The organism is Burkholderia latens (genome assembly GCF_001718795.1).
Lineage (GTDB): Bacteria > Pseudomonadota > Gammaproteobacteria > Burkholderiales > Burkholderiaceae > Burkholderia > Burkholderia latens_A.
The window spans coordinates 1,374,783-1,396,805 of the sequence record NZ_CP013435.1 but is presented as its reverse complement, the minus strand read 5'-3'; the positions used below and the strand labels follow the sequence as shown (position 1 = coordinate 1,396,805).

At 63.3% G+C, this 22,023-nt stretch carries 23 protein-coding genes, 2 tRNA genes and 2 pseudogenes; 13 read left to right on the top strand and 14 right to left on the bottom strand.

What is annotated here, in order from left to right:
- Positions 1-81: 81 nt before the first annotated feature.
- Both WK25_RS06655 and WK25_RS06650 read right to left on the bottom strand, forming a co-directional pair.
- On the bottom strand, positions 82-417 hold the full coding sequence (locus WK25_RS06655) for a hypothetical protein (RefSeq protein ID WP_040144922.1): 336 nt from the start codon (positions 415-417) through the stop codon (positions 82-84).
- Between the two features lie 277 nt (positions 418-694).
- A complete protein-coding gene (locus WK25_RS06650) occupies positions 695-1,441 on the bottom strand; it encodes a MipA/OmpV family protein (RefSeq protein ID WP_069241266.1) in 747 nt (248 codons plus the stop codon).
- Positions 1,442-1,688: 247 nt separating this feature from the next.
- On the opposite strand from WK25_RS06650, the gene WK25_RS06645 reads away from it, so the two are divergent.
- Together WK25_RS06645 and WK25_RS06640 are read left to right on the top strand one after the other, a co-directional pair.
- Positions 1,689-2,417, top strand: a complete 729-nt coding sequence (locus WK25_RS06645) for a response regulator (RefSeq protein WP_069241265.1) — start codon at positions 1,689-1,691, stop codon at positions 2,415-2,417.
- A complete protein-coding gene (locus WK25_RS06640) occupies positions 2,418-3,740 on the top strand; it encodes an ATP-binding protein (RefSeq protein WP_052111036.1) in 1,323 nt (440 codons plus the stop codon).
- A 97-nt stretch (positions 3,741-3,837) separates the two neighbouring features.
- Here the strand turns inward: WK25_RS06640 and WK25_RS06635 are convergent, their stop codons facing one another.
- Together WK25_RS06635 and WK25_RS06630 are read right to left on the bottom strand one after the other, a co-directional pair.
- On the bottom strand, positions 3,838-4,275 hold the full coding sequence (locus WK25_RS06635; protein WP_069241264.1) for a nuclear transport factor 2 family protein: 438 nt from the start codon (positions 4,273-4,275) through the stop codon (positions 3,838-3,840).
- A gap of 96 nt (positions 4,276-4,371) precedes the next feature.
- Positions 4,372-5,352: an NADPH:quinone oxidoreductase family protein gene (locus WK25_RS06630; protein ID WP_040143931.1), complete on the bottom strand. Its 981-nt coding sequence runs from the start codon at positions 5,350-5,352 to the stop codon at positions 4,372-4,374.
- Positions 5,353-6,190: 838 nt separating this feature from the next.
- Here WK25_RS06630 and WK25_RS06620 point away from each other — a divergent pair.
- A complete protein-coding gene (locus WK25_RS06620; protein WP_069241263.1) occupies positions 6,191-6,712 on the top strand; it encodes a hypothetical protein in 522 nt (173 codons plus the stop codon).
- A gap of 398 nt (positions 6,713-7,110) precedes the next feature.
- On the opposite strand, the gene WK25_RS06615 is transcribed toward WK25_RS06620, so the two are convergent.
- Both WK25_RS06615 and WK25_RS06610 read right to left on the bottom strand, forming a co-directional pair.
- Positions 7,111-7,187, bottom strand: a tRNA-Arg gene (locus tag WK25_RS06615).
- Between the two features lie 183 nt (positions 7,188-7,370).
- Positions 7,371-8,201, bottom strand: coding sequence for an undecaprenyl-diphosphate phosphatase (locus tag WK25_RS06610; protein ID WP_040143926.1), 831 nt, complete (start codon positions 8,199-8,201; stop codon positions 7,371-7,373).
- A 484-nt stretch (positions 8,202-8,685) separates the two neighbouring features.
- On the opposite strand from WK25_RS06610, the gene WK25_RS06605 reads away from it, so the two are divergent.
- The 5 genes from WK25_RS06605 to WK25_RS06585 all read left to right on the top strand — a co-directional run bounded on the left by WK25_RS06605 (position 8,686) and on the right by WK25_RS06585 (position 14,206).
- Entirely contained in the window at positions 8,686-9,597 is a 912-nt protein-coding gene (locus WK25_RS06605) for an aldose epimerase (RefSeq protein WP_059543634.1), read from the top strand.
- A 133-nt stretch (positions 9,598-9,730) separates the two neighbouring features.
- On the top strand, positions 9,731-10,423 hold the full coding sequence (locus WK25_RS06600; RefSeq protein WP_069241262.1) for a peptidoglycan DD-metalloendopeptidase family protein: 693 nt from the start codon (positions 9,731-9,733) through the stop codon (positions 10,421-10,423).
- Positions 10,424-10,795: 372 nt separating this feature from the next.
- On the top strand, positions 10,796-12,415 hold the full coding sequence (locus WK25_RS06595; protein WP_069241261.1) for an acyl-CoA synthetase: 1,620 nt from the start codon (positions 10,796-10,798) through the stop codon (positions 12,413-12,415).
- Positions 12,416-12,498: 83 nt separating this feature from the next.
- Positions 12,499-12,825, top strand: coding sequence for a DUF2288 domain-containing protein (locus WK25_RS06590; RefSeq protein ID WP_040143922.1), 327 nt, complete (start codon positions 12,499-12,501; stop codon positions 12,823-12,825).
- A 10-nt stretch (positions 12,826-12,835) separates the two neighbouring features.
- Positions 12,836-14,206 carry an MATE family efflux transporter gene (locus WK25_RS06585; protein ID WP_069241260.1) on the top strand — a complete coding sequence of 457 codons (1,371 nt, stop codon included), beginning with the start codon at positions 12,836-12,838 and terminating at the stop codon, positions 14,204-14,206.
- Between the two features lie 29 nt (positions 14,207-14,235).
- Here the strand turns inward: WK25_RS06585 and WK25_RS06580 are convergent, their stop codons facing one another.
- Positions 14,236-14,421, bottom strand: a complete 186-nt coding sequence (locus WK25_RS06580; RefSeq protein WP_069241259.1) for a hypothetical protein — start codon at positions 14,419-14,421, stop codon at positions 14,236-14,238.
- Positions 14,422-14,556: 135 nt separating this feature from the next.
- Here WK25_RS06580 and WK25_RS31640 point away from each other — a divergent pair, with 135 nt between their 5' ends.
- A complete protein-coding gene (locus tag WK25_RS31640; RefSeq protein ID WP_167357983.1) occupies positions 14,557-14,727 on the top strand; it encodes a hypothetical protein in 171 nt (56 codons plus the stop codon).
- Positions 14,728-14,939: 212 nt separating this feature from the next.
- Here the strand turns inward: WK25_RS31640 and WK25_RS06575 are convergent, their stop codons facing one another.
- Positions 14,940-15,746, bottom strand: a complete 807-nt coding sequence (locus tag WK25_RS06575; RefSeq protein WP_040143919.1) for a GNAT family N-acetyltransferase — start codon at positions 15,744-15,746, stop codon at positions 14,940-14,942.
- 159 nt (positions 15,747-15,905) lie between these two features.
- Positions 15,906-16,367, bottom strand: coding sequence for a phosphohistidine phosphatase SixA (gene sixA / locus WK25_RS06570; RefSeq protein WP_040144919.1), 462 nt, complete (start codon positions 16,365-16,367; stop codon positions 15,906-15,908).
- A gap of 163 nt (positions 16,368-16,530) precedes the next feature.
- Between sixA and WK25_RS06565 the strand changes: the two genes are divergently transcribed.
- Together WK25_RS06565 and WK25_RS32390 are read left to right on the top strand one after the other, a co-directional pair.
- Positions 16,531-16,607: transfer RNA gene (locus WK25_RS06565), tRNA-Pro, on the top strand.
- 114 nt (positions 16,608-16,721) lie between these two features.
- Positions 16,722-16,892, top strand: a complete 171-nt coding sequence (locus tag WK25_RS32390; protein WP_413169288.1) for a transcriptional regulator domain-containing protein — start codon at positions 16,722-16,724, stop codon at positions 16,890-16,892.
- Between the two features lie 186 nt (positions 16,893-17,078).
- Here WK25_RS32390 and WK25_RS30080 read toward each other — a convergent pair whose 3' ends face one another.
- Together WK25_RS30080 and WK25_RS31635 are read right to left on the bottom strand one after the other, a co-directional pair.
- Complete coding sequence (locus WK25_RS30080) at positions 17,079-17,366, bottom strand: PAAR domain-containing protein (RefSeq protein ID WP_080294573.1); 288 nt, start codon at positions 17,364-17,366, stop codon at positions 17,079-17,081.
- Between the two features lie 11 nt (positions 17,367-17,377).
- Positions 17,378-18,415 (bottom strand): T6SS immunity protein Tli4 family protein, encoded by a 1,038-nt coding sequence (locus WK25_RS31635; protein WP_069241258.1) that lies wholly within the window; start codon positions 18,413-18,415, stop codon positions 17,378-17,380.
- Between the two features lie 238 nt (positions 18,416-18,653).
- Between WK25_RS31635 and WK25_RS31140 the strand changes: the two are divergent.
- Positions 18,654-19,751 (top strand): annotated as a pseudogene (locus WK25_RS31140) (IS3 family transposase).
- Here WK25_RS31140 and WK25_RS30045 read toward each other — a convergent pair.
- The 3 genes and pseudogenes from WK25_RS30045 to WK25_RS30035 form a co-directional block, all read right to left on the bottom strand.
- Positions 19,679-19,991, bottom strand: a pseudogene (locus WK25_RS30045) (PAAR domain-containing protein). The pseudogenes WK25_RS31140 and WK25_RS30045 sit on opposite strands and share 73 nt — an antisense overlap.
- 12 nt (positions 19,992-20,003) lie before the next feature.
- Positions 20,004-20,666 (bottom strand): hypothetical protein, encoded by a 663-nt coding sequence (locus WK25_RS30040; protein WP_083252966.1) that lies wholly within the window; start codon positions 20,664-20,666, stop codon positions 20,004-20,006.
- On the bottom strand, positions 20,663-21,313 hold the full coding sequence (locus WK25_RS30035) for a glycosyl hydrolase 108 family protein (RefSeq protein ID WP_226208932.1): 651 nt from the start codon (positions 21,311-21,313) through the stop codon (positions 20,663-20,665). The genes WK25_RS30040 and WK25_RS30035 overlap by 4 nt, the downstream gene beginning before the upstream one ends.
- 244 nt (positions 21,314-21,557) lie before the next feature.
- On the opposite strand from WK25_RS30035, the gene WK25_RS06545 reads away from it, so the two are divergent.
- Positions 21,558-21,998 (top strand): hypothetical protein, encoded by a 441-nt coding sequence (locus tag WK25_RS06545; protein ID WP_059544021.1) that lies wholly within the window; start codon positions 21,558-21,560, stop codon positions 21,996-21,998.
- The last annotated feature ends 25 nt before the right edge of the window (positions 21,999-22,023 follow it).

Genomic DNA, 22,023 nt, shown 5'->3' with positions numbered 1-22,023 from the left:
CGACATCCGCGAATTCACGCCCCGCGCGTCCGTTCGCACGGCCCGATTCTCATCGCGCCGCATGCCGGCCGGCCGCCGCGCTCACCCGCGCCGGACCCAGATCACCTTGCCGTCCCGAATGCCTAGATCGCGGCGCTCCGCGCGGTAATCCATCGTGCCCGGCAACGACTTGCCGTCACGCTCGAGCACGCGCCACAGGCAGCCGTCGAGCAGCTGCGCCGCATCGGCCTCGGTCTTGCCGATCAGCGCGTCGTCCGGGGCGGCATCCGCGCCGCACGTCGCCGCGGCGCCCGACGGCGCGGGACTCGTTACCGCACCGCCTGCGGTGGCGTTCCGGTGCTTCGTGTTCATATCCGCACATCCTGCAAAGGTTGCGCTTGCAACGAGCGCAACGATCATCGCGATCGTGTTCTTCATCGGTTTCTCCGTGGCCCTGCGCAGCCGTTCATGCGACGCATGATGCGGGCTGCCGGTCATTTCGTACGTCATCGGCTGCATGCGGGACGCGAGCCGCCTGCTCGCGGGTGCGGGCAGCGAACGGCGGCGCTTCACGAGGCGGTCCCGCGATTCCGGCGTACGCGTGTCGCAGGACTGGCGACGCGCCGGACCCGCACGCATGTTACCGCACGCGATCCGCCTCAACCGCGGCACTGGCGCATGCGTCCGTCCTGCGCGATGCACGCGTGCGTTCCGTTCAGAACTTGTACGTCACGCCGGCCATCCCGTAGTAATTGCTGCGCGTCTGCACGATCGGGCTGTCGCCATAACGCCCGAGTAGACGAGTGAAGCCGCCGGTCGCGCGCACCGCCCAATGACGCGACACATCCCAGTTCCACGCGAGCGACAGCGTCGCGCTGTCGACGCCGCCGCTCGTCGAATACGGCCTGAAACCGCTTGCCAGCGATTGCGCGTCCGTCACACCGTAGAACGTCTGCATATAGCGCCCCGTGCCTGCGTGTACGCTGCCCGTCGCGACGAGCGCGTGCCGTCCGGCCTCGAATATCGGCACCGCGAGATCGACATGGCCGGACAAGCCGCGCGACGCATGCGTGACCGGCGCGTCGACCGCGATCGTCAGCTCGCCGCCATCCAGCAGCTTCACGCCGGCGCGCAAGCCGAAGAGCACCGATCCCGGAACCCGGCCCATACCCTTCAGGTGGTCCGAGCCCGGCAGGCCGAAGCGGTTTTCGTCGGCGCGGCCCGCGTCGTAACCCAGCGCCGCCGACACGAACGCGCCGTTGGGCAGGCTCAGACGGTAGCCGGCGCCTGCGCCGGTATCGATGAAGAAGCCGTTGCCGAACATCGCCGAAAACGACGGTCCGACGACCGCACGATACTGGTTGCTTCCCTCGTAGCGCGGTGCGAAGCCGCCGCCGAGCGATATCGCATACTGGTTTTCGGCATGAGCGATGGCGGCAAGCGTGAGGCCGGCAAGCGGCATGCAATAGCGCAGGGAGCGGAGGGATGGACGCACGATATCTGGACAGGAAGTGAAGGAGACCGAAGTCTAGGTTCGGCCGCTCGGCCCGACTGTCCGGAATCTGCGGAAAATGTGTGCCCAATTGTGTTCGAGTGTTCCCGATTGTCGTGCGTCTGCCCGCACGTTCCGAACGGCGGATAGAATTCGCGTGCCGCGCGCCGCGCCGCCCGGGAGGGCGACGGACCACGCGTGCATTCCGAGGAGACACATGAACGACAATCCGCTCAAACATCGCGTGCTGCTGATCGAGGACGACGACCGCCTCGCGCGCCTCGTGCGCGAATACCTCGACGGCTACGAGTTCGACGTGACGGTCGTGCGCCGCGGCGATCTCGCCGTCGCCGCGGTACGCGAACACCGGCCCGCACTCGTAATACTCGACCTGATGCTGCCGCATCTCGACGGGATGGAAGTCTGCCGGCGCATGCGCGCGTTCACCAACGTACCGGTGCTGATCCTGACCGCGCGCGCCGACGTCTACGATCAGGTCGCCGGCCTCGAAATCGGCGCCGACGACTACGTGACGAAACCGATCGAGCCGCGCGTGCTGGTGGCGCGGGCCCGCGCACTGCTGCGTCGCGCGCAGCCCACCGTACCGGACCCGCACGCCGACACGCCGGCGCACGAGCTCGTGTTCGGCGAATTGGCGATTTCACCGCCGAACCGCACGGTCACGTGGCGCGGCGAACCCGTCGAGCTGAAAACCACCGAGTTCAATCTGCTGCTGATTCTCGCCCGCGCGGCCGGCACGGTGCTCAGTCGCGACGCGATCCTGAAGCAGCTGCGCGGAATCGAATTCGACGGCATCGACCGCTCGGTCGATTCGGGCATCTCGAAGCTGCGCCGCCGCTTCGAGGACGCTTCGTCGGAGCCGCAACGGATCAAGACGATCTGGGGCCGCGGCTACCTGTTCAGCCCTTCTGCGTGGGATGACTGAATGCTTCGCTCGCTGATCAAGCTGTACCTCATCGTGATTCTGTGCTGCGCGGCCGCAATCATATTCATCCAATGGTCGTTCAACAGGATCTTCTACGAGCGCGTCGCACAGGCGCAGCGCAACGCGCTGACTACGTACGCGTTCGTTCTGAACGACTACCTCGAACGCCATCCTGGCGGGAAGCGCTCTCTTGCGTTGCGTGAACTCGCGCAGCACGGCAACGAACGATTCGGTTTCGTGACGATGGCCTACGCGCGCGCCCGACTCACCGGCGCGCCGCTGCGCGATCTGGACGCCGGCCGGATCGCGATCAGCTACGACCGCAGAAACTACTACATGCCGCTCGCGGACGGCTCGGTGCTGCATGCGCGCCCGATCGCGCCGGCCGACCTCGACATCCAGATCTACGCATACGGGATGACCGCACTCGCGGCACTGTTCGCCGTCGCGCTGTGGATTTCGTATCACTGGCGCGACCTGCGCAAGCTTCAGGCCGCCGCGCATTCGTTCGGCGCGGGCCAGCTGTCGACACGCGTGAAGCTGTCCAGGCGGTCGAACATCTATGAGCTCTCGCAGCAATTCAACGACATGGCCGATCGGATCGAGGCGTCGATCAAGCAACAGCGCGAGATGATGCACGGCATCTCGCACGAGCTGAAGACGCCGCTCGCCCGCCTCGAATTCGGTCTCGCGCTGCTCACCGACGCCGACGACAGCGGCCGGATGCGCGAACGCCGCGACGAACTGCGGCGCGACGTGCGCGAACTCGACGAACTCGTCACCGAGTTGCTGACGATCGGGCGGCTGGAACAAGGCGCGAGCGAACTCGCGCCGATGGACGTCGTCATCGACGCCCTGATCGACAGCGTGGCCGGGAACGTCGCGAACGACATCGCCGATCGCGGTCTCACGCTCGGTGTATCGACAACCGGCGCGCCCGCGACTCACGTTTGCGATCCGAAACTCGTCGCGCGTGCGCTGTTGAACCTGATCCGCAACGCCGCGCGTTATGCGTCGCGCACGGTACTGCTGTCGGCGACGCAAGATGCGTCCGGTGCGCTGGTGCTGAGCGTCGACGACGACGGCCCCGGTATTCCGGCTGCCGACCGCGCGCGCGTGTTCGAGCCGTTCCAGCGGCTCGACTCGAGCCGCGACCGGGAGACCGGCGGGTTCGGCTTGGGGCTCGCGATCGTGCGGCGCGTTGCGCTCGTACATGGCGGTGGCGTGCGGCTCGAGGATTCGCCGCTCGGCGGTGCACGCTTCGTGATGACGCTGCCGTCGCGCACGCTGCCGGCGTTTCGCGACGACGCGCCCGCGTGCTGATGGATGATCTTCAAGATCGCGCGACTACGACCTCACGCGCCTGATGACGGTGCGGCGCGCGACGCTCCGCGGCCTCACAGCCGTCGATCACCGGCGCTCACTCGCCGACCTTGAACGCCGGCAACTGCTGCCCGAGCCGCGCGCCCATTGCCGCGCCGAGCGCTTGCAGCGCATTGAACGGACGGATCATCACCTCGAATTCGACGATCCGGCCGTCGGTGTCGAAACGGATCATGTCGATGCCCTTCAACCGCTTGTCGCCGATCGTCGCGCTGAATTCGAGGACGATGCTCGTGCCGTCGTCATCGGCGAACTGGCGATGGTATTCGAAGTTCTCGAGAATCGTGACGACCGTGCGCAATGCGAGCAGCAGTGCGGGCGCCGGTCCATACGGCTTGAATGCCATCGGCGAGCGGAACACGGCGTCCGGATGGACAATCGTGTGAAGCTCGCCGAAATCCTTGCGCGCGAGCATCGCGTGCCATGCGTCGAGCGATTTGGCGATGGCCGGCGGCAGATTCGATAATGGTTGCATGCTCAACGACTCCGATAACGACACACGAAGAATAATCGACGATCGCGCGCGGCGCGCGACCGGGTCGCACGGCAGCGCCGTCAGGAAGCGGCGCGATCACGCGTCCGGCAGGATCACGACCTTGCCCTTGACCTGCCGGTTCGCCATCCGCGCGATCGCGTCGGCCGCGGCCGACAGCGGCACGCGCTCGGTGATCGCAGGCCGGATCTTGCCGAGCGCGAACCATTGCGCGAGCTGACGCATGTTCGCCGCGTGCTGCGCCGGGTCGCGCCGCACTGCGTCGCCCCAGAACACGCCGAGGATGTCGCGCTCCTTGAGCAGGGCCAGATTCAGCGCGATCTTCGGAATCTCGCCGGCGGCGAACCCGACCACGAGGAACCGGCCGCGCCACGCGGTCGCGCGCAGCGCCGCGTCGGTGTACGCGCCGCCGACCGGATCGTAGACGACATCCGCGCCGCGTCCGCCGGTCAGTTCGTCGACGCGGCGCCGCAGGTCGTCGATCGCGTAGTCGATCGTATCGTCGGCGCCGGCTTCGCGGCACAACGCGAGTTTCTCCGCGCTCGACGCGGCCGCGATCACGCGCGCACCGAGCGCCTTCGCGATCTCGATCGCGGCCAGTCCGACGCCGCCGGCCGCGCCGAGCACCAGCAGCGTCTCGCCGGCCTGCAGGCGCGCGCGCTGCTGCAGCGCATGCAGCGACGTGCCGTACGCGAGCACGAGTGCCGCCCCCTGCTCGAACGTCATTCCCGGCGGCAGCGCCGCGATCTGGTGCACATCGGCCACGCACTGCTGCGCGAAGCCGCCGTGGCCGGTGAACGCGACCACCTCGTCGCCAGGCCGCCAGTCGCTTACGCCTTCGCCGACCGCGTCGATCACGCCGGCAAATTCCGCACCGGGCGAGAACGGCAGTGCCGGCTTCACCTGGTACAGCCCCTGCACGATCAGTGCATCGGGGAAATTGAGCGACGCCGCTTTCACGCGGATTCGTACCTGGCCCGCGGCCGGTTCCGGAAGCGCGACGTCGTCGATACGCAAGCGGTCGATCGGGCCGAATGCCGTGCACAACAAGGCTTTCATGTTCGTCTCTCCTCGCGCGGAACACCCGCGCAGCGATGCGTCAGCGGGACGCGCCCCGCAGCGATCAGGCCGGCTTCCGTGAAGGCACGCACGGCGGTGCTCGACATCGGCAATCGGCAATCGGCAATCGCTAGCGTGCGGTTGCCGTCGAAGTGCAGCGCGTCGCGTTGGCGCGTGCCGCATGCGATGCTGACGGAGCGGATGTCGGACGCTGCCTCGGGTCGAGCACCTGGTCAACCGTCTTGCGGCCGTGCTCCGCATCACGCGACACCGCCGCCGGCGCATCGGCATCGGGCCGTTCGTACAGCAGGAACGCGAACGAGCGCGGGACGTCGCCAAGCTGTCGCGACGGCCGCCGCGCAGCCGACGGTCATCGATGCGCGAACCGTCGACGCGCGGATGCTCGATCAATGCTTGTTCCATTACGGCTGCCAGCTACCGGCGATACAGCTGCACGCCCGTCGACGCCGATTACCGGCGCCGGATGATCGATCGTTGATTGCAGTGCTCGGGGAATTTAGCACGGTCGTTCGAAAGCAGCAATGCTCGGACAAAGCGGCGTGCCGCTGCCCGTGCAGTTTCGAGGTGTCATCGATTCGACGGCTGCCTCCGGCCGGGCAAGGCCGCGCTAAAACTAGTCTGGCTGACGTCGCGCAACGTCGTGGCTAGGTGGGCCGCGTACCGGCACGAATGGAAGAACGCGATGACCCATCCACCGTCAACCAGAACTAGCGGCGCTCGAAAATTTACGTCCCAAACAGCTAAATCTCGTCGGTCATTCAAGTCAGACCATGTTTTGTCGTTATCCCTCATTTCAATAGAGGAAACCGAGCCGCCTATGAATTCGACGCCTGCCGTGCGCGTCAAGGGCACGAAGAAATTGCTAGAAGTTTTCGAATCTGCACTTTCGGCGATAGTGCAAGTGTTTTACACGACGGTTCCGCTTGTCATCCTGTTCATCGTCACTGCGATTTTGGGCGGTGGCGACATGATGTCCGTATTCGGTGGCTCAGAGGCCATGTTCGTCGCGGTGATCGCGTTCATTGACGCGTCTCGAGATTCAATCCGTGCCGTCTACCTTCAATCGGAAAGCAAAGATGCCGAGAAAGTAGATACGATGGCGATTGTTTCGATAATTCTTGTCGTGATGGCTGTAGCAGTACTCATCTTATCGATAGCTATCGATAAGCGTGCAATCGCGATGGTGGGCGACCAAGTCCACGACTTCGAGGTTCTCGTAAAGAATGTTCTCGTGCTTGCGCTAACGATCTCGTGCATCTACAAGTTCCGACTGAAGCGCCTTGAAGACAGTCAGGCAAAGGAACGCGCAAACCAGATGTCAGTTCCAGCTCGGGGCTAATCGCTTCAGATGTCAATTCGTCGAGAACGAACGGCTTCATTTGCATCGACGCCAAGAGTTGACCGATGGAGCGGTGGGCTTTCAGGCCCACCTCCCTCTCAAGAGCGCGCCGCGCTTGCACACGAATCCGCGTCTTGCTGCCGATGAAGAAAGTGAACGCCGCGCCCGCTCGATGAACACCTGGCGCCATCTCGCTCGGGTATGGCCTAAGGCCAATCATTGGACCGTGCGTAGGAGGTCGCACAGGCTGTAGCCAGCGCAACCTCTCCGACCTGTCGAGTATACGATTGCAGTGACGCGGGGAGTCGCGATTGACGAAATCCGGTACACCACGGTTGCGCGAGCGCGAACATGACAGTCGAGACTATAGAGAACTACAGCCAAGCGCTTGATTTGACTGGCCCGCCCTGCAGGATTCGAACCTGCGGCCTACGGCTTAGAAGGCCGTTGCTCTATCCAACTGAGCTAAGGGCGGTCGCGGAGAAAAGACACGGCCACGGGACCCGGACCGCATGTGACATACGAGGCTTCGATCAACGCAAACACGACCGCGACATTCAAAGCCCCGAAACGAAACGGGCCCGGCATGAAGCCGAGCCCAAAATTATACCTGATCATCGCGTCATATCACGCGCGACGCGCGACCGGCGCGGCAGGCTCAAACCGGCTGCGGATGCAGCATGAACCATCCGAGGCAGAACAGCCCCGCAATCACGCAATACACGCCGAACGAAGCGAGCCGACCGCGCCCTTCGAAATAGCGCATCAGGAACCGCACGCTCAGATAAGCGGCGATCGCAGTCAATACGCCGCCCAGCAACGCATCCGCGAGCTGATCCCGCGCATGAAACAGCTTCGGCAATTCGAGCACACCCGCCGCGAAAATGATCGGCGTGCCGAGCAGGAACGAAAACTCCGCCGCCTTCTCGGCCGTCAGCCCGGCCGCGTTGCCCGCAATCATCGTCAGCCCGCTGCGCGAGAAACCCGGAATCAGCGCGCCGATCTGCGCAAGGCCGACGAAGAACGCCTGCTTGAACGTCATCTTCTCCGGCGGCTGATGCGCGCGGCTGCGCTGGATGCGATCGCCGATCCACAGCAGCACGCCGTTCACGATCAGCGCAATCGCGACGATGCGCAGATCGTGGAACACGCGCTCGATGCGCTTTTCGAGCAGCAGCCCGACGATCCCGGTCGGAATCGTGCCGATGATCAGCGCCCACATCAGGTGCCCGTCGTCGTTCTTCCGACCGCCGAGCTGTGCAAAGAAGCCGCCGATCAGCGCGATCCAGCGCGCGCGGAAATACCACAACAGCGCAAGCGCGGTGCCAAGGTGCAGCGCGACGAGGAACGGCAGCAATTGCGGTGCGTGCTTGTCGATGTGCATGCCGAACAGCGCCGGCACGAGCAACGTGTGGCCGAGACTGCTGACGGGGAAGAGTTCGGTAACGCCCTGCAGGACGCTCAGGAATACCAGAAACCAGAGACTCACGCGTCGGTCCTTTTAGTGGTGATCAATCGGGTAAGAAAGCGGACGGCGCCTCGCACGTCCGAAAAACGCGCCCCGATTATGCCGAGCAAGGATTACCGCGCCAAGGCATTTGGCAGCTTATTGCGGCGCTGCACACAAACGCTTGCAATATGTAAGCGCACCGAAAGCAAAAAGCCCGCCATTTGCATGGCGGGCCTTTGGAATCCGGCACAAATTGCAGTCAGCGGCCGAGCTGGTAGAAAAATAGTACCGTGCTGCCGGTAAACATGCCGAACAGTGCGATTCCCATTGCCATTGCCAGATCCATGGCCTCTCCACAAAGTGTCATGACCCGGCAACATCACCGGTTTAAGGCCATTATCCGGACCGTCGGCGATCCGAAAAACTCGCAATTTCCCGAGAAGGGTTTTCCCGGACCGGGTCCCGGCCCGATAATGGAGCGCGCCATCGCGCATCCCGCCCACCTCGTTCATCCCGATTCGCCATGCCGATCTTCCAGCAGCACGACATTCACGAACTTCACGCCGGCCCGTCGCTCGTCCGGGTCGCTCCGCAATTCGGCGGCCGCCTGCTGTCGTGGCACGTCGACGGCGAACCGGTCATCTTCTGGCCGGACACGGCCGACTGGAGCAATCTCGCGCGCGTGCGCGGCGGCAATCCGCTGTTGTTTCCGTTCCTCGGCCGCCATCGCGTCGACGGCGAACTGGGCCGCTGGCGCGACACTGCCGGGGTGATTCGCGACCTGCCGATGCACGGCTTCGCGCGCGACCTGCCGTTCGCAGCGCATGCGTCCGACGACGGCGCCGCCCTGTCGATGACGCTCGATGCGACCGACGCGCTGCGCGACAGCTACCCGTTCGATTTCCGCTTCGAAGCGACGTATCGGCTTGCCGACGCGCACACGCTCGACGTCGCGCTCACCACGACGAACCGCGGCGACACACCGCTGCCGTACTACGCTGGCCACCACTTCTATTTCGCGCTGCCACACGGCGAACGTGCGCAGACCACGCTCGAACTGCCGTCCACGCACCGCTGCATGCAACTCGCCGACGGCGCGATCAGCCCGCCCGAGCCGGGCGAAGCGTCGTACAGCCTCGGCGACCCGGATATCGTCGATCGCTTCCACTGCCTCGACGGGGCGCCGTCTAAGCCGGTGCGCATCGTGATGCCGGGCCGCCGCCGCACGATCGAGATCGCACTCGACGTGCCGGGCTCGGTGCCGTGGTACGCGGTCACGACCTGGACCGAAAAGCCGGAATCGGACTTCTACTGCGTCGAGCCGTGGCTCGGCCTGCCGGACGCGATCCACAACGGCCTCGGCCTGCGCATGCTCGCACCGGGGGCGACCGAAACGGCCACGCTGCAAATTCGCGTTCTCCCGCTCGCCGGCTGACCGCGCACCCTCCGCAGCACGGCATGCCGGCCACGCTCGCGGCCCCAAACTGCGGTGCGCGGGTCGAACCCGTTAAAATCTGACGTTTTGTGTTGCCTGCCGCGTTGCACGCGGCAGGGTTTTGCGAGGTTCAATGTTCGGAACAACAACGAAGCAGCTGGTCGCGGCCGCCTGCGCCGCGCTGCTGGTCGCGTGCGGCTCCGCACCCGTCGGCCCCGGGTTCTACCGCGTCGAACGCGGCGATACGCTGTACAAGATCGCACGCGAGAATCGCACGTCCATGGCGAACATCGTGCGCTGGAACCAGATCGCGAATCCCGATGCGATCGAGGTCGGCCAGGTGCTGCGCGTCGCGCCGCCGGCCGGCACATCGAGCGCATCGACGACCGGTACCGGCACCGCAGGCCGCAGCCGCCCTGCACCGTCCGCACCGGTTGAGTCGGCCGTCAAGCCGGCCACGAGCATTGCGTTGATCTGGCCGGCCGCCGGCAACGTGGTGCGCACCTTCGACGGTTCGAAGTCCAAGGGCATCGACATCGCGAATTCGGCAGGCACGCCCGTGATGGCCGCCGCGCCGGGCACCGTCGTCTATGCGGGCAACGGGCTGCGCGGCTACGGCAATCTGATCATCCTCAAGCACAACGCGGATTACCTGACGGCCTACGCGCACAACCGCGCGTTGCTCGTGAAGGAAGGGCAATCGGTCACGCAGGGGCAAACGATCGCAGAGATGGGCAACAGCGACAGCGATCGCACCGCGCTGCATTTCGAGCTGCGCTACGGCGGGCGCTCGATCGATCCGGCACGCTACCTGCCGGCACGCTGAGCGCGACGATAGACAGGCGACACGCGATGCCGGCATGCATCGCATGTCGTCGCGAAGAAGATCGGAATGGTCGCGTCAGCGCTTGCGCAAACGGGCGGTGAAACGGCCGGACAGCGGATCGACACGGCTGGCGAACGCCACCAGTGCCCCGATTCCGAACAGGCTGAACCCCGCAGCTATCAGAAGCAAATCCATGGTCACATCACTGTTTTGTCGTGATCTTATGCGTCATCGTCGAATCCTGCACTGAGCCGCACCGGTTGCACGAGTCGGAACATTCCCCTATCCACCGGACGCCATTGTGGTTCCGGTCGCGTGAAATGCCGATGTAAGCCATCGCCGCGACGACGATCGACGCCCAGGAGACATTCGATGCTGCCCCCCGCCGACCGCCACGACGACCTGCTCTCCCGCTTCACATGGGACATTCCGGCCCGCTACAACATCGGCGTGGACGTCTGCGACAAATGGGCCGACGGCAGCGGACGCGTCGCGCTGATCCACGAAACCGCGCAAGGCGACGTGTCGCGGATCACGTTCGACGATCTGAAGAATGCTTCTAACCGTTTCGCGAACAGTTTGGCGAGGGCGGGTTTGCAACGCGGCGACCGCATCGCGATCTTCCTCGCACAGGGCCCCGAAACGGCGGTCGCCCATCTCGCCGCATACAAACTCGGCGCGATCGCGGTGCCGCTGTTCACGCTGTTCGGCGCCGACGCGCTCGAGTACCGGCTCGCGAACAGCGAAGCCGCCGCACTCGTCACCGATGCGGCCGGCTACGCGAAGATCGCGCCGCTGCGCGCGCGGCTGCCGGCGTTGCGCACGTGCTACTGCATCGGCGACGCGGCGTCCGACGCGCCGGGCGTAGTGCGCTACGACGACGCCGTCGCGGCCGAATCGCCCGACTTCGTACCGGCGGACACCGCCGCCGACGATCCGGCCGTGATCATCTATACGTCGGGGACGACCGGCAAGCCGAAAGGCACGCTGCATGCGCATCGCGTGCTGCTCGGCCACCTGCCAGGCGTCGAGATGTCGCAGCAGTGCTTTCCGCGCGACGCGCGCCTCTTCTGGACGCCGGCCGACTGGGCATGGATCGGCGGGCTGCTCGACGTGCTGCTGCCGTCTTGGCATCACGGCGTACCCGTGCTCGCACGCCGCTTCGAAAAATTCGACGGCGAGGCCGCGTTCGCGCTGATGGCGCGGCACGGCGTGACCCACGCGTTCCTGCCGCCGACCGCGCTCAAGCTGATGCGCGCGGTCCCGGCGCCGCGCGAGCGCTACACGCTCGCGCTGAAATCCGTCGCGAGCGGCGGCGAATCGCTCGGCACCGAATTGACGTCCTGGGGGCGCGACGCGCTCGGCGTGACGATCAACGAGTTCTACGGGCAGACGGAATGCAACATGGTGCTATCGTCGTGCGCCGCGTTGTTCGACGCGCAGCCCGGCGCAATCGGCAAGGCCGTGCCTGGCCACACGGTCGCGATCGTCGACGCGCACGGCACGCCGCTGCCGCCCGGCGTCGAGGGGCACATCGCGGTACGCCGCCCCGACCCGGTGATGTTCATCGAATACTGGCGCAATCCCGCCGCAACGCGCGACAAGTTCGCGGGCGACTACCTGCTCACCGGCGACACCGGCACGATCGATGCCGACGGTTTCATACGCTTCGTCGGCCGCGACGACGACGTGATCACGAGCGCCGGCTACCGGATCGGGCCGGGGCCGATCGAGGACTGCCTGCTCACGCATCCGGCGGTGCGCATGGCGGCCGTCGTCGGCGTGCCGGACGCGACGCGCACCGAGATCGTCAAGGCGTTCGTCGTGCTGAATCCCGGGCACGTCGGCGACGACGCGCTCGTCCAGGCACTGCAGGCGCACGTTCGCACGCGGCTGGCCGCACACGAATACCCGCGCGCGATCGCGTTCGTCGACGGGCTGCCGATGACCGCGACCGGCAAAATCGTGCGCCGCGCGCTGCGCGACGCGTAAGGCGACCCCCAAACAAGCACGCAGCTAGTCATTCGCGCGGATGGTTTATAGTGGCGCCCACGCAGTCTTTTCAGCACACATCGATGTCCTCCGACCAACACGAATCCGCCGCGGGCGCGTCGCACAGCCCGCTCTACGCCAAGCTCCTCGGCGAAACCGCCAAGATCGACTGGTGCGATCTCGAACGCTTCTTCGCGCAAGGCAAGCTGCTGTCGGTCGCGCGCGATCTCGATCTCGTCAGCGTCGCGGAGGCGATCGCGGGCGACGATGCGCAGCAAGTCACGCGCTGGCTGTCGTCCGGGCTCGTCTCACGCATGTCGGCGGAAACAGCGGCCGACTTCGCCGCGCGCAATCCGGAGCTGTGGGCGGTCGTCGTGTCGCCTTGGGTCTGCGTGCAAGAACGCGCCTGACGCGTTCGCCATGTCCGAATCCGCATTACCGCATGAAGCCGGCACCGGGCCGGCTACCGTCTCGCACCGGCGGGTGCTCGCGCTCGCGTTTCCGATCGTCCTCGCGAACCTGACCCAGCCGATCCTCGGCGCGGTGGACACTGCCGTCGCCGGCCACCTCGACGGCACGCAGTATCTCGGCGGCGTCGCGCTCGGCGGCCTGTTCTTCAATTTCGTGTTCTGGGGCTTCGGCTTCCTGCGCATGGGCACGACGGGCCTCGTCGCGCAGGCGCACGGCGCACGCGACGCCGCCGGCATCCGCCTGAACGTGCTGCGCGCGCTGATCGTCGCATTCGCGCTCGGGGGAGCCGTGCTGGCGCTCCAAGTACCGCTGTTGTCGTTCGCGCTGGCCGCGCTCGGCGGCAGCGACGCCGTGCGCGCCACCGCACTGGCATACGCCCATGCTCGGATCTGGAGCGCGCCGTTCGCGCTCGCGAATTACGTCGTGCTCGGCTACCTCCTCGGCGTGCAGCGCGTGCGGCTCGCCCTCGTCGCGCAGGTCTTCATCAATGCGGTCAACATCGGCGCCGTGCTGCTGTATGTGTACGGTTTCGGCTGGGGTATCGCGGGCATCGGAGCGGCAACGGCGAGCGCAGACGCATGCGGCTTCGCGCTCGGCGCATGGATGCTCTGGCGGCTGCGGCCGCGCGGCCTCGCGCCGCTCGCCGCGCACGCGCTGATGGACCGTGCGGCACTCAAACGGCTGATCGTCCTCAATCGCGACATCTTCCTGCGCACGCTGTGCCTGCTCGGCGCGTTCGGCTGGTTCGCGCACCTCGGCGCGAAACAGGGCGACGCGACGCTCGCGGCGAACGCTTTGCTGTTGAATTTCCAGACGTTCATGGCGTACGGGCTCGACGGTTTCGCGCATGCGGCCGAGGCGCTCGTCGGCGCGGCGGCCGGCGCGCGCGACCGCACCGCATTCCGGCAAGCCGTGCGCGTCACGCTGTTGTGGTCCGCGCTCGGAGCGCTGCTGTTCGCGCTCGTGTACTGGGCCACCGGCGGCTGGATCGTCGCACGGCTGACCGACCAGGCCGAGATCCGCGCGGTTGCGCTGCGCTACCTGCCATGGGCGGCGATCTCGCCGATCGTCTCCGTGTGGGGCTTCCTGCTCGACGGCGTATTCATCGGGGCAACGCAGACGCAATCGCTGAGGCGCGCGATGGTCGCTTCCCTCGTCGTCTTCATTGCCGCAACGCTCGCCGCCGTCGGCCCGTTCGGCAATCACGGGTTGTGGTTCGCGCTGCTGCTGTTCATGGCGGCGCGCGGCGCGACGCTCGCGCGCTACCTCCCGGCGCTCACGCGGCGCATCGGCGCCGATGCACCAGCGGCCGGCGCCTGACGGCCGTACCGCGCCGCCACCCGCAATCGTTATTGCGCAGGCGCAGCTGTCGTCCCCGGCGCGGGTTCGCCAAGCATCGACGGCGGTGTCATGTCGGTCGACACGCCGTGATAGTCGGCCGGATCTTGCGGCGGCCCGCGATGCGCATTGCGGGGATCGCTCGAACAGCCGGCAAGAACGGATGCGGCCAGCACGGCCAGCATGAAACGCATCATCGGGAGGGCTCCGTAAAACGGCGCACCCATCGCGCGCCAGGACCGCGCCGAGTCTAACGGAAATCCGGGTTAGGGGTCGCCTCGGCCATGTCCTACTATGTAGCCATGGCGCTGTGCCGTTGAAAGGAGGCTGCCATGACGTCTGAAGAAATTGCAGGCCTGATCGGCCTGTTCATCGGCCTGATGGTGCTGGTCGCCCTGTCGTACTTCGAGTCGCGCGAATACAAGCGAAGCCACGGCGGCGAAGGAATGATTCATCACTGGATGGCGGAACACCACCTGCTCGACTGGCGGCGCAAGCACTAGCGGACCGCTCCGCCGTTCCAGGGCACGGCTGCACGCACGGCCTGCCCCGAACGTGCGCGCACGCGCACGGTGGCTGCTGCGTGTCGCTCAAATTAACGGGGCCGGATAAACCGCCCTCGTCTCGACGAACAAACGCCGTCGCGAGGCCGATTGCCGCGCGACGGCGTTCGCTCACGTGCGCGCCGTCGCAGGCGCGCCGTGTTCCGGTTCGCTCAGCCCAGGAAATGGCGGGCGTAGCGGGCGTTGATGTCCGACAGTCGGAACAGCGTCAGGAAGTCCGCGCAGTTGAAGTCGGGATCCCACGCCGGCGCCCCGCAAATCTTCGCACCGAGGCGCAAATAGCCCTTGATCAGCGGCGGCGGCGCGACGACGGTGCCCGTCTGCAGTTCGTCGACCGGCAATGCCGTATGCGGGAACGCGCGGTACTCCGGCGCCGTCAGCGAGCTGGCGGGCAGCGACTGGTACAGGTTCGCCGCATAGTGGCCGCCGTCGGCCATCGACACGCTCGCGCAGCCGAGCATCGTCTCGTAGCCGTTCTGCATCATGTACGCGCCGAGACCGCCCCACAGCGCCATGATCACGGCACCGCTGCGATAGTCGCTGTGCACACATGAGCGGCCGACTTCGACCATCTTGCCGCGCAGGTGCGTCAGGCGCGACAGGTCGAACTCGCCTTCCGCATACAGGCGGCCGACACGTGCGGCCTGGTGCGGCGGCAGCACGCGGTACGTGCCGACCACCTTCAGCGTGTCGAGATCGCGCACCAGCAGGTGGTCGCAATACGCATCGAATGGATCGACATCGAGACCGGACGGGCCGCTGACCTGCGCGCCCATTTCTTCGGCGAACACCGTGTAACGAAGGCGCTGGGCCTCACGCAGTTCGTCTTCCGTGCGCGCCCACGCGGCGCGCAGACGGTACTCGGATGTGACGGTTTCAGCAGCGCGCGGCAGGTGACGCCGCGTGGTGTCGAGGGGAAGCGAGGCAAAAGGGAGCGTAGGCGTCGGCAGTTCTCGCATTAGGCTTTCCTGGTCGTAAGGAATAGGACGACATGCCAGCCAATGTAGTAACCGGTCGTTACCGTTATGTGGCACGACCGTGTCCATTCAATGACGTGTCGCCGAATTGACTTTAGCAGAAAGCTTGCGAAACCGTATGATCAATGCCTTCAACCCGCTTCAGACGAGGTCTGGCGTCAGCACCGCGCGCAGCACGGCCTGACGGTTGCCGTCGCGCGTGCGGCTGGCGACCCATACGATGCCGCCCTTCTTGATGCTCCAGCTGTCGCCGTTGCCGACGATCAACCGCGCCGCGACGCTGCCGAGCGTCGGCTGATGCCCGACGATCACGACCGTCGGGGCAATCCCGTCGGGCCAGCCGGCGGCTGTCAGCACGTCGTCGGCGCTGGCGTCGGGCGCGAGTGCGTCGACCGTCCGGTACTGGTCGGTCAGCGCTTCGACGGTCTGTACGGTGCGCGCGGCGGGGCTCGCGAGAATCACGGCGCTCGACTCGAGCCGGCCGCGCAGCCATTTGGCCATTGCCTGTGCTTCCTTGCGCCCGCGCGCCGTCAGCTGGCGTGCGAGGTCGTTTGCCGCGTAGTCTTCGGCTTCGGCGTGACGCCACAGAATCAGGTTCATCATGATGTCTCTCCATGTGTCGGGGCGGACCGTCCGGTCGCGCATACCGCGTGCCGGACGTCATCCTCCGAATTGTCGCCAATCGCGAACAATTCGTGATGACCGATGCAGGATGAATAACGTGATTGACCCGCGTCCCGATCAGGCGATAGAATCTCTGGCTCGTCGGAGCGTAGCGCAGCCTGGTAGCGCATCTGATTTGGGATCAGAGGGTCGAAGGTTCGAATCCTTTCGCTCCGACCAAGGAAATCAAGGGGTTAGCTGATGCTAACCCCTTTTTCTTTGGCACGTCGCCGGGCTATTGCTACCATTTTCCTACCAGCTGTAACGATTTCCATAGAGGAACTGTGAAGATGGCTGACGTCCCCGATCCGCGTCCAGCATCCCGTATTCGTCGCCCGCGTCGGTTGGCGCGACGAAAGCCAATACCCTCGCACCGATCTGCTTGACCCATCCATCTGGTCTTGGGAGTTCCTGGGACGAAGCGACGAGTATGCACAGGAATTCGACCTACTGCACCCGTTCTAGTGCAGGCGAGGTTTGATGGTAATCCTGAAGCGTTGTGAATTGCTCGTCACGGGTTGTCACGAAAACAGGGCCTCGCTACCAATGAAGCAGCAAAGGATAGGACGTCCAGTATCACGATATCGACCCAGTACCGGGAACGGAGAGATACATGACGCCCTTCAATATTCCGTTCGAATCATCAGCTGTTCAGACCTCGACATACGATACCGACTGCGACGCCACCAGCTTCGGCGGCGTCGAACATGCGCACCGACAGAGGTCATCACTCAGCGCCGCCTGTCGACCATCCGGTCCGGCGCTTGAATAACGTGGCCCGTCGCACTCAATCACGCCGAGTGTCTTGCACACTGGGCACCACACCGGATCGTGTTCATACGCTTGTTCGCGGTCGTGCAGAATGTCTTGTCCGTCACCACCCTGCACGATGCCTCCGACTGTCGTCGTGTCACCCTTCACGATGTCGTAGCGTCGCATGTCGCCTCCGCTCAGACTGCGCCCGGCCGCAGTCGCAGGCTGTTCAACAGCGTGTCCCACGTTTGCAGTGCACTAGCCTCATCGACCGGTGACGTTGCCTCCTCAGGCTTCAAATCGCGGCTGCTTGCCCCTAGCAGCAACTGAATAGCGGTATGTGGTTTCGCCAACGTGCTCGGATCGCCCGGCGCGAGCAGGTAGAAACGATAGGACGTGATCTCGCCTTCCTTCAGTGCGAACAGCACTTCCTCAGCGTCCATCCCAGCCACGGTGCGCTTGCCCTGTCGCAGGATACGGTAGCTGCCGCTCGAAACCTGATCCATCTTCGCGCGCAGTTCGGGAAGGGTTTTGCTTAATGGTGATTTCTGGTCCGCGTTCACCGAATCCCGCATCTGGATGACGAGTAGCGCCGGTCGACCCGGCATCAGCGCAAGTGACTGGCTGACCTCCTCGGTAGAAGTCGACGAGACTGTGGCAATCCCACCGTCGAAACAGAACCCCGATTCGGTTGGGACCGACCAGTTATCGCGCGCCTTTATTCGACGATAGATTCCATTATAAATATTCTCGACATCACCCATTGCTGCCGATCCGACGCTACTGGTTGTATGAAACAAGGTATTGTTTTCGTAAATATATCCCTCAGTATCGAAAGGCAGCCCGTTAGCGGAAACCGCATCCTGGAATACGAAAACCCGGGAATCCTTTGTAGGAGAAAATGCCTTCTCTAGCCATACATGATTTGTTTCTTCGTTTCTGCGCCCAGGATTAATGCGTTTTTTTGTACGCAACTCTTTTTCCCGAGCGGCAACTGTTCCATGATACGTTGCAGACGATACGTTGTACCGCGTCTCCAGTTTTTCTCCCTGAAACTCATATCGTTGATTGGTAATTTCGCTTGCCACTGGGCGTTCAAAAACGAAGCGGCCGATGCACCACGGCCGTGGATTGGACAACAAGGGATTCGTCATGATCGGTTCACCGGAAAACGTTATCGAACAGGCGCATATGCCTGTCACTAAAAATAGAAATCGACCAATTCGAGTCAGCATTTCGGCTCCGGGGCATCCTGCGCGATTTGCACGACACTGTAGAGGAGCGCCCAGCGCGTCCACGGATGGTTATAGCTTTCCTGATGCACATAGCCTCCCTGGTCAAACACCATTTGTACGCCGGGGGCTGCACCTCCCTCCGCGCCGCGCGCGGGGGCTTCGGCGGACTGACCTGAGACGTTTCTTGTAGCCATCCGGCAAGTGAGTTCTCTTTTATCCTAGGGACAAGGAAAACTCAATGACGAAGCGATTTACCGACGAGCAGATCATCCGCATCTTCCGCGAGGCCGAGAGCCGGGGTGAGCCGGGGAAGGATCTAGGCAAGCGCCACAACATTTCGGGACAGACGTTCTATCGTTGGCGCAACAAGTTCGGCGGGATGGACGTGGCTGACGCGCGTCGACTCAAGGAACTGGAATCGGAAAACGATCGGCTCAAGCGTCTGATCGCCGAGCAGATGCTGGTAATCGACGGCCTGAAGGAGTTCAGCCGAAAAAATGACCACCCCGACGGGCAGGCCCGAAGCGCTGGAAGTCCTGACTCGGCGGGGGCTGTCGCAACGCAAGGCATGTCGCTACCGGGGACTGAGCCTCGCAGTGGCGACCTATACGCTCAAGCAACCCGAGAAGGATCGGAGTCGAGGCGAGAGGCTGATAGCGGCCGCGCAAGAGGTGCCGCGCGTCGGCTATCGCCGGATGTCGGCCTGGCTGGCGTTGAGCGAATCGCGCGTGCGGCGAATGTGGCGAGCCCTGCAGTTCAACATTCCGCGGTGACGTCCTCGCCGACGTCGTTGCGGCAACGACTTACGCCTGCCAGGCGCCACACAGCCAAATTCGGTTTGGAGCTATGACTGCGTGCACGATCAACTGGTAGATGGCCGGGCCTTGAAGATGCTATGCGTGATCGATGAATACACCCGCGAGTGTCTGGCGATCGAGGTTGGCGCCAGTCTGCGGTCGCAGGACGTGAGCTTGACGCTATCGAGACTCATGCGACTGTACGGCAAGCCCGCGTTTGTTCGGTCGGACAACGGCGCCGAATTTACCGCTGCCAAGGTCATGCATTGGCTGCGAGACGCTGCAATCGGTCAGCCTTCATTGCGCCTGGCAGTCCAGGGCAAAACGGATTCGTCAAAAGCTTCAACGGCAAACTGCGAGACGAATTGCTAAACCGCGAATGGTTCCGCAGCCGCGCCGAGGCCAAAGTGCTCATCGAAGGCTGGCGCCAGTTCTATAACGAGCGCCGGCCCCAGTGCGCTCATCGCTACCAACCTCCGGCCACAATCCGTCGAGCCTGGCTGGATTCCGAGAATATCGACGCGAGACTCACTGCCTGATTGGCTACAAAATCCCGCCGCAGGTCACGATGGCCGTGCCGCGCAATCGGGATGCCACCATCCGTCATCGACGAATCGCCCTCTTCAATGATGTTGGGCGACACGTCGGGATGCCGTGGGCATGACCAGACGATCGCCCTTGCGGGCAACATAGCGGCTATCGAAGCGCATCGAAGTTGACCCTGTTTCGACCGCGCCGCCGTGGTCGATGTCGTCGCCTACCCGAATCAAATTGATCATCTACGCTCCGGGCTATGGGCATGCGTTAACTGTGCCGCACTCAATCCAGCGCTCTATAATCCTTCCGTCTTTCGCGGTATATCTAACCCTCCAAAACTTGAGGTCGTCAGAAATATTCAATAATTCAACCACATCACCTTTTATTATGTAGGATTTTGATTTATTTTTACTGACTGGCTCTGCGTATAGGTACGCTCGATTCGTGGTCACCTGTCTATTCCTGGACGCTCTGCCGTCCTTGGTCAGGTAAACATCGAATGGGCCATAAAAAAAATCGCCATCTGGATTTTTTGTGACCTTCCAGTGTAACTCTCCGTTATTCAATGAAATATCCGAGATTCCATTTCTTGCACCAAAGAACGAGAAGAAGTTGATCGTGGCGCGCAATCCGTCGGGCGATATAGTTCCATCTAAATTGTTGGTTCCGTCTGGGTCGCAATCAATTCTTCGCCCTCCCTCACTGACAAAACAATAACTCCCTACCACTTGATTGCCCGAGGATTTGTGTAATTTAACGACAAAAGTAGAATAAGCCTTCTTGCCTTCGTGGTGCGCAGACACATACCGCCACTCTCCAAGAAGCGGACTCACCTCGGCTTGAGGCACTTGCGCAATCGCCACGTCGAATCCAACGAGAAAGCACAGGCCAATCAAAATACGCATCAATTTATTCATGATTTTACCCGAAGGCAATCATCAACATGACCAAGCCAATCTTTCAAGAAAACGACTTGACTGGAATCATTATCGACCAACCTCTTGCAATATTTTCGGCGAATTTCAGCAATATCCCGGAGCAACCGGCCCTGCTCTTGAACCGCGTTTATCGCTTTGATTGTGTCGGATCCGCGGCCGCCATCTTCGTCTACGCCCGCACCGTATTTTGAATTGAGCATTTTCTGAATTTGCTTCAAGGCACCGCCGGATGTGATTGTCCAATCGTACACCATAATGGCAATAAGGTCGTCACGGAATTGGCAAAATCCTTTTGGCTTCCAGAATCTCTTGAAATAAATTACCTGCGCCTGACTCCCAGTAAGCGCTTTTAGATTTTCGATTGTTGGCTCAATCCCAAGTTCTTCCTTGGCATATTTCTGCCACGTCGGCCAAGCTATCCGTCTATTTGCGAGTCCACTTTTATCATTTTTGTTGTTCACAATGCCGCCCTCGTGATTCAGAATAATTTTAGATATCTTCTTGAAGCGAGCGGCGCAATCGCCACAACCCTCTTCGCTTTTTTGGGCGAAGTTTCCAATCAACCCTATCGGATGGAGGTGCCATGGGTTCGGTTCCTTCGGGAAACCCTTCTGGATTCGTTCCACCGGAGATATATCTGCCATCAGGGTCAGACCTCGCGTCCTCGGCTTATGATTCTCATCTACCGCCAACGAAGCCGAAAATAGCGGGGCACCCGATTCGGGATCAGAGGGTCGAGGGTTCGAATCCTTTCGCTCCGACCACGAGAACCCTTTTTCGTTTTACGCGTCGTTTTAGCCCCGCCTCGCACCGCGCGCACGAATTTTGCGGATCCACGCGATAATGTTCGTGACCAACCCGAAACCGCGCATGAAAAACCACGCTTTCAAGACCGCCCTGCTCGGCGCGCTGTTCGCACTCGGCGCAGCTGGCGCCTCCGGTGCCGCGTCGGCGAAGTCGCTCGACGCCGCGCTCGACTGCCACTCCAACGGCCACAAGTTCGTCGCGCCATTGCTCGCGGCCGGCGACATCCAGTCGGAGCCGATGCACGTCGAAGCGAATTCGGTGAACGCATTCCGCACGAACCATGCGCTAACCGCGTATGGTTTCGGCGTGTACGTCGTGCTCGGCTACCAGGCGAACGACCCGATATTCCAGACGGGCGACGGCACGCCGATCGGCGAATGGGCCTACGGCGTCGTCGTGCGCGGCACGAAAAGCGCGGTCGAACAGGCCGTGCGCAAGGCCGGCAGCGACGCCACCGTCAAGCAGGCGTTCCCGTTCCTGACCGCGATCGTGTGCTCGGACTGAGCCTCTGCTGAAACGGACGCGCCGC

Coding starts and splice junctions, on each gene's coding strand:
- WK25_RS06650 (WP_069241266.1), bottom strand. CDS start 1,441: ATGCCGCTTGCCGGCCTCACGCTTGCCGCCATCGCTCATGCCGAAAAC.
- WK25_RS30080 (WP_080294573.1), bottom strand. CDS start 17,366: ATGCGACGCTACGACATCGTGAAGGGTGACACGACGACAGTCGGAGGC.
- WK25_RS06585 (WP_069241260.1), top strand. CDS start 12,836: ATGTCCGAATCCGCATTACCGCATGAAGCCGGCACCGGGCCGGCTACC.
- WK25_RS06640 (WP_052111036.1), top strand. CDS start 2,418: ATGCTTCGCTCGCTGATCAAGCTGTACCTCATCGTGATTCTGTGCTGC.
- WK25_RS06635 (WP_069241264.1), bottom strand. CDS start 4,275: ATGCAACCATTATCGAATCTGCCGCCGGCCATCGCCAAATCGCTCGAC.
- WK25_RS06580 (WP_069241259.1), bottom strand. CDS start 14,421: ATGATGCGTTTCATGCTGGCCGTGCTGGCCGCATCCGTTCTTGCCGGC.
- WK25_RS06600 (WP_069241262.1), top strand. CDS start 9,731: ATGTTCGGAACAACAACGAAGCAGCTGGTCGCGGCCGCCTGCGCCGCG.
- WK25_RS06595 (WP_069241261.1), top strand. CDS start 10,796: ATGCTGCCCCCCGCCGACCGCCACGACGACCTGCTCTCCCGCTTCACA.
- WK25_RS06605 (WP_059543634.1), top strand. CDS start 8,686: ATGCCGATCTTCCAGCAGCACGACATTCACGAACTTCACGCCGGCCCG.
- WK25_RS06620 (WP_069241263.1), top strand. CDS start 6,191: ATGAATTCGACGCCTGCCGTGCGCGTCAAGGGCACGAAGAAATTGCTA.
- WK25_RS31635 (WP_069241258.1), bottom strand. CDS start 18,415: ATGCTGACTCGAATTGGTCGATTTCTATTTTTAGTGACAGGCATATGC.
- WK25_RS06630 (WP_040143931.1), bottom strand. CDS start 5,352: ATGAAAGCCTTGTTGTGCACGGCATTCGGCCCGATCGACCGCTTGCGT.
- WK25_RS31640 (WP_167357983.1), top strand. CDS start 14,557: ATGACGTCTGAAGAAATTGCAGGCCTGATCGGCCTGTTCATCGGCCTG.
- WK25_RS06655 (WP_040144922.1), bottom strand. CDS start 417: ATGAAGAACACGATCGCGATGATCGTTGCGCTCGTTGCAAGCGCAACC.
- WK25_RS30040 (WP_083252966.1), bottom strand. CDS start 20,666: ATGAATAAATTGATGCGTATTTTGATTGGCCTGTGCTTTCTCGTTGGA.
- sixA (WP_040144919.1), bottom strand. CDS start 16,367: ATGATGAACCTGATTCTGTGGCGTCACGCCGAAGCCGAAGACTACGCG.
- WK25_RS06645 (WP_069241265.1), top strand. CDS start 1,689: ATGAACGACAATCCGCTCAAACATCGCGTGCTGCTGATCGAGGACGAC.
- WK25_RS06590 (WP_040143922.1), top strand. CDS start 12,499: ATGTCCTCCGACCAACACGAATCCGCCGCGGGCGCGTCGCACAGCCCG.
- WK25_RS06575 (WP_040143919.1), bottom strand. CDS start 15,746: ATGCGAGAACTGCCGACGCCTACGCTCCCTTTTGCCTCGCTTCCCCTC.
- WK25_RS06545 (WP_059544021.1), top strand. CDS start 21,558: ATGAAAAACCACGCTTTCAAGACCGCCCTGCTCGGCGCGCTGTTCGCA.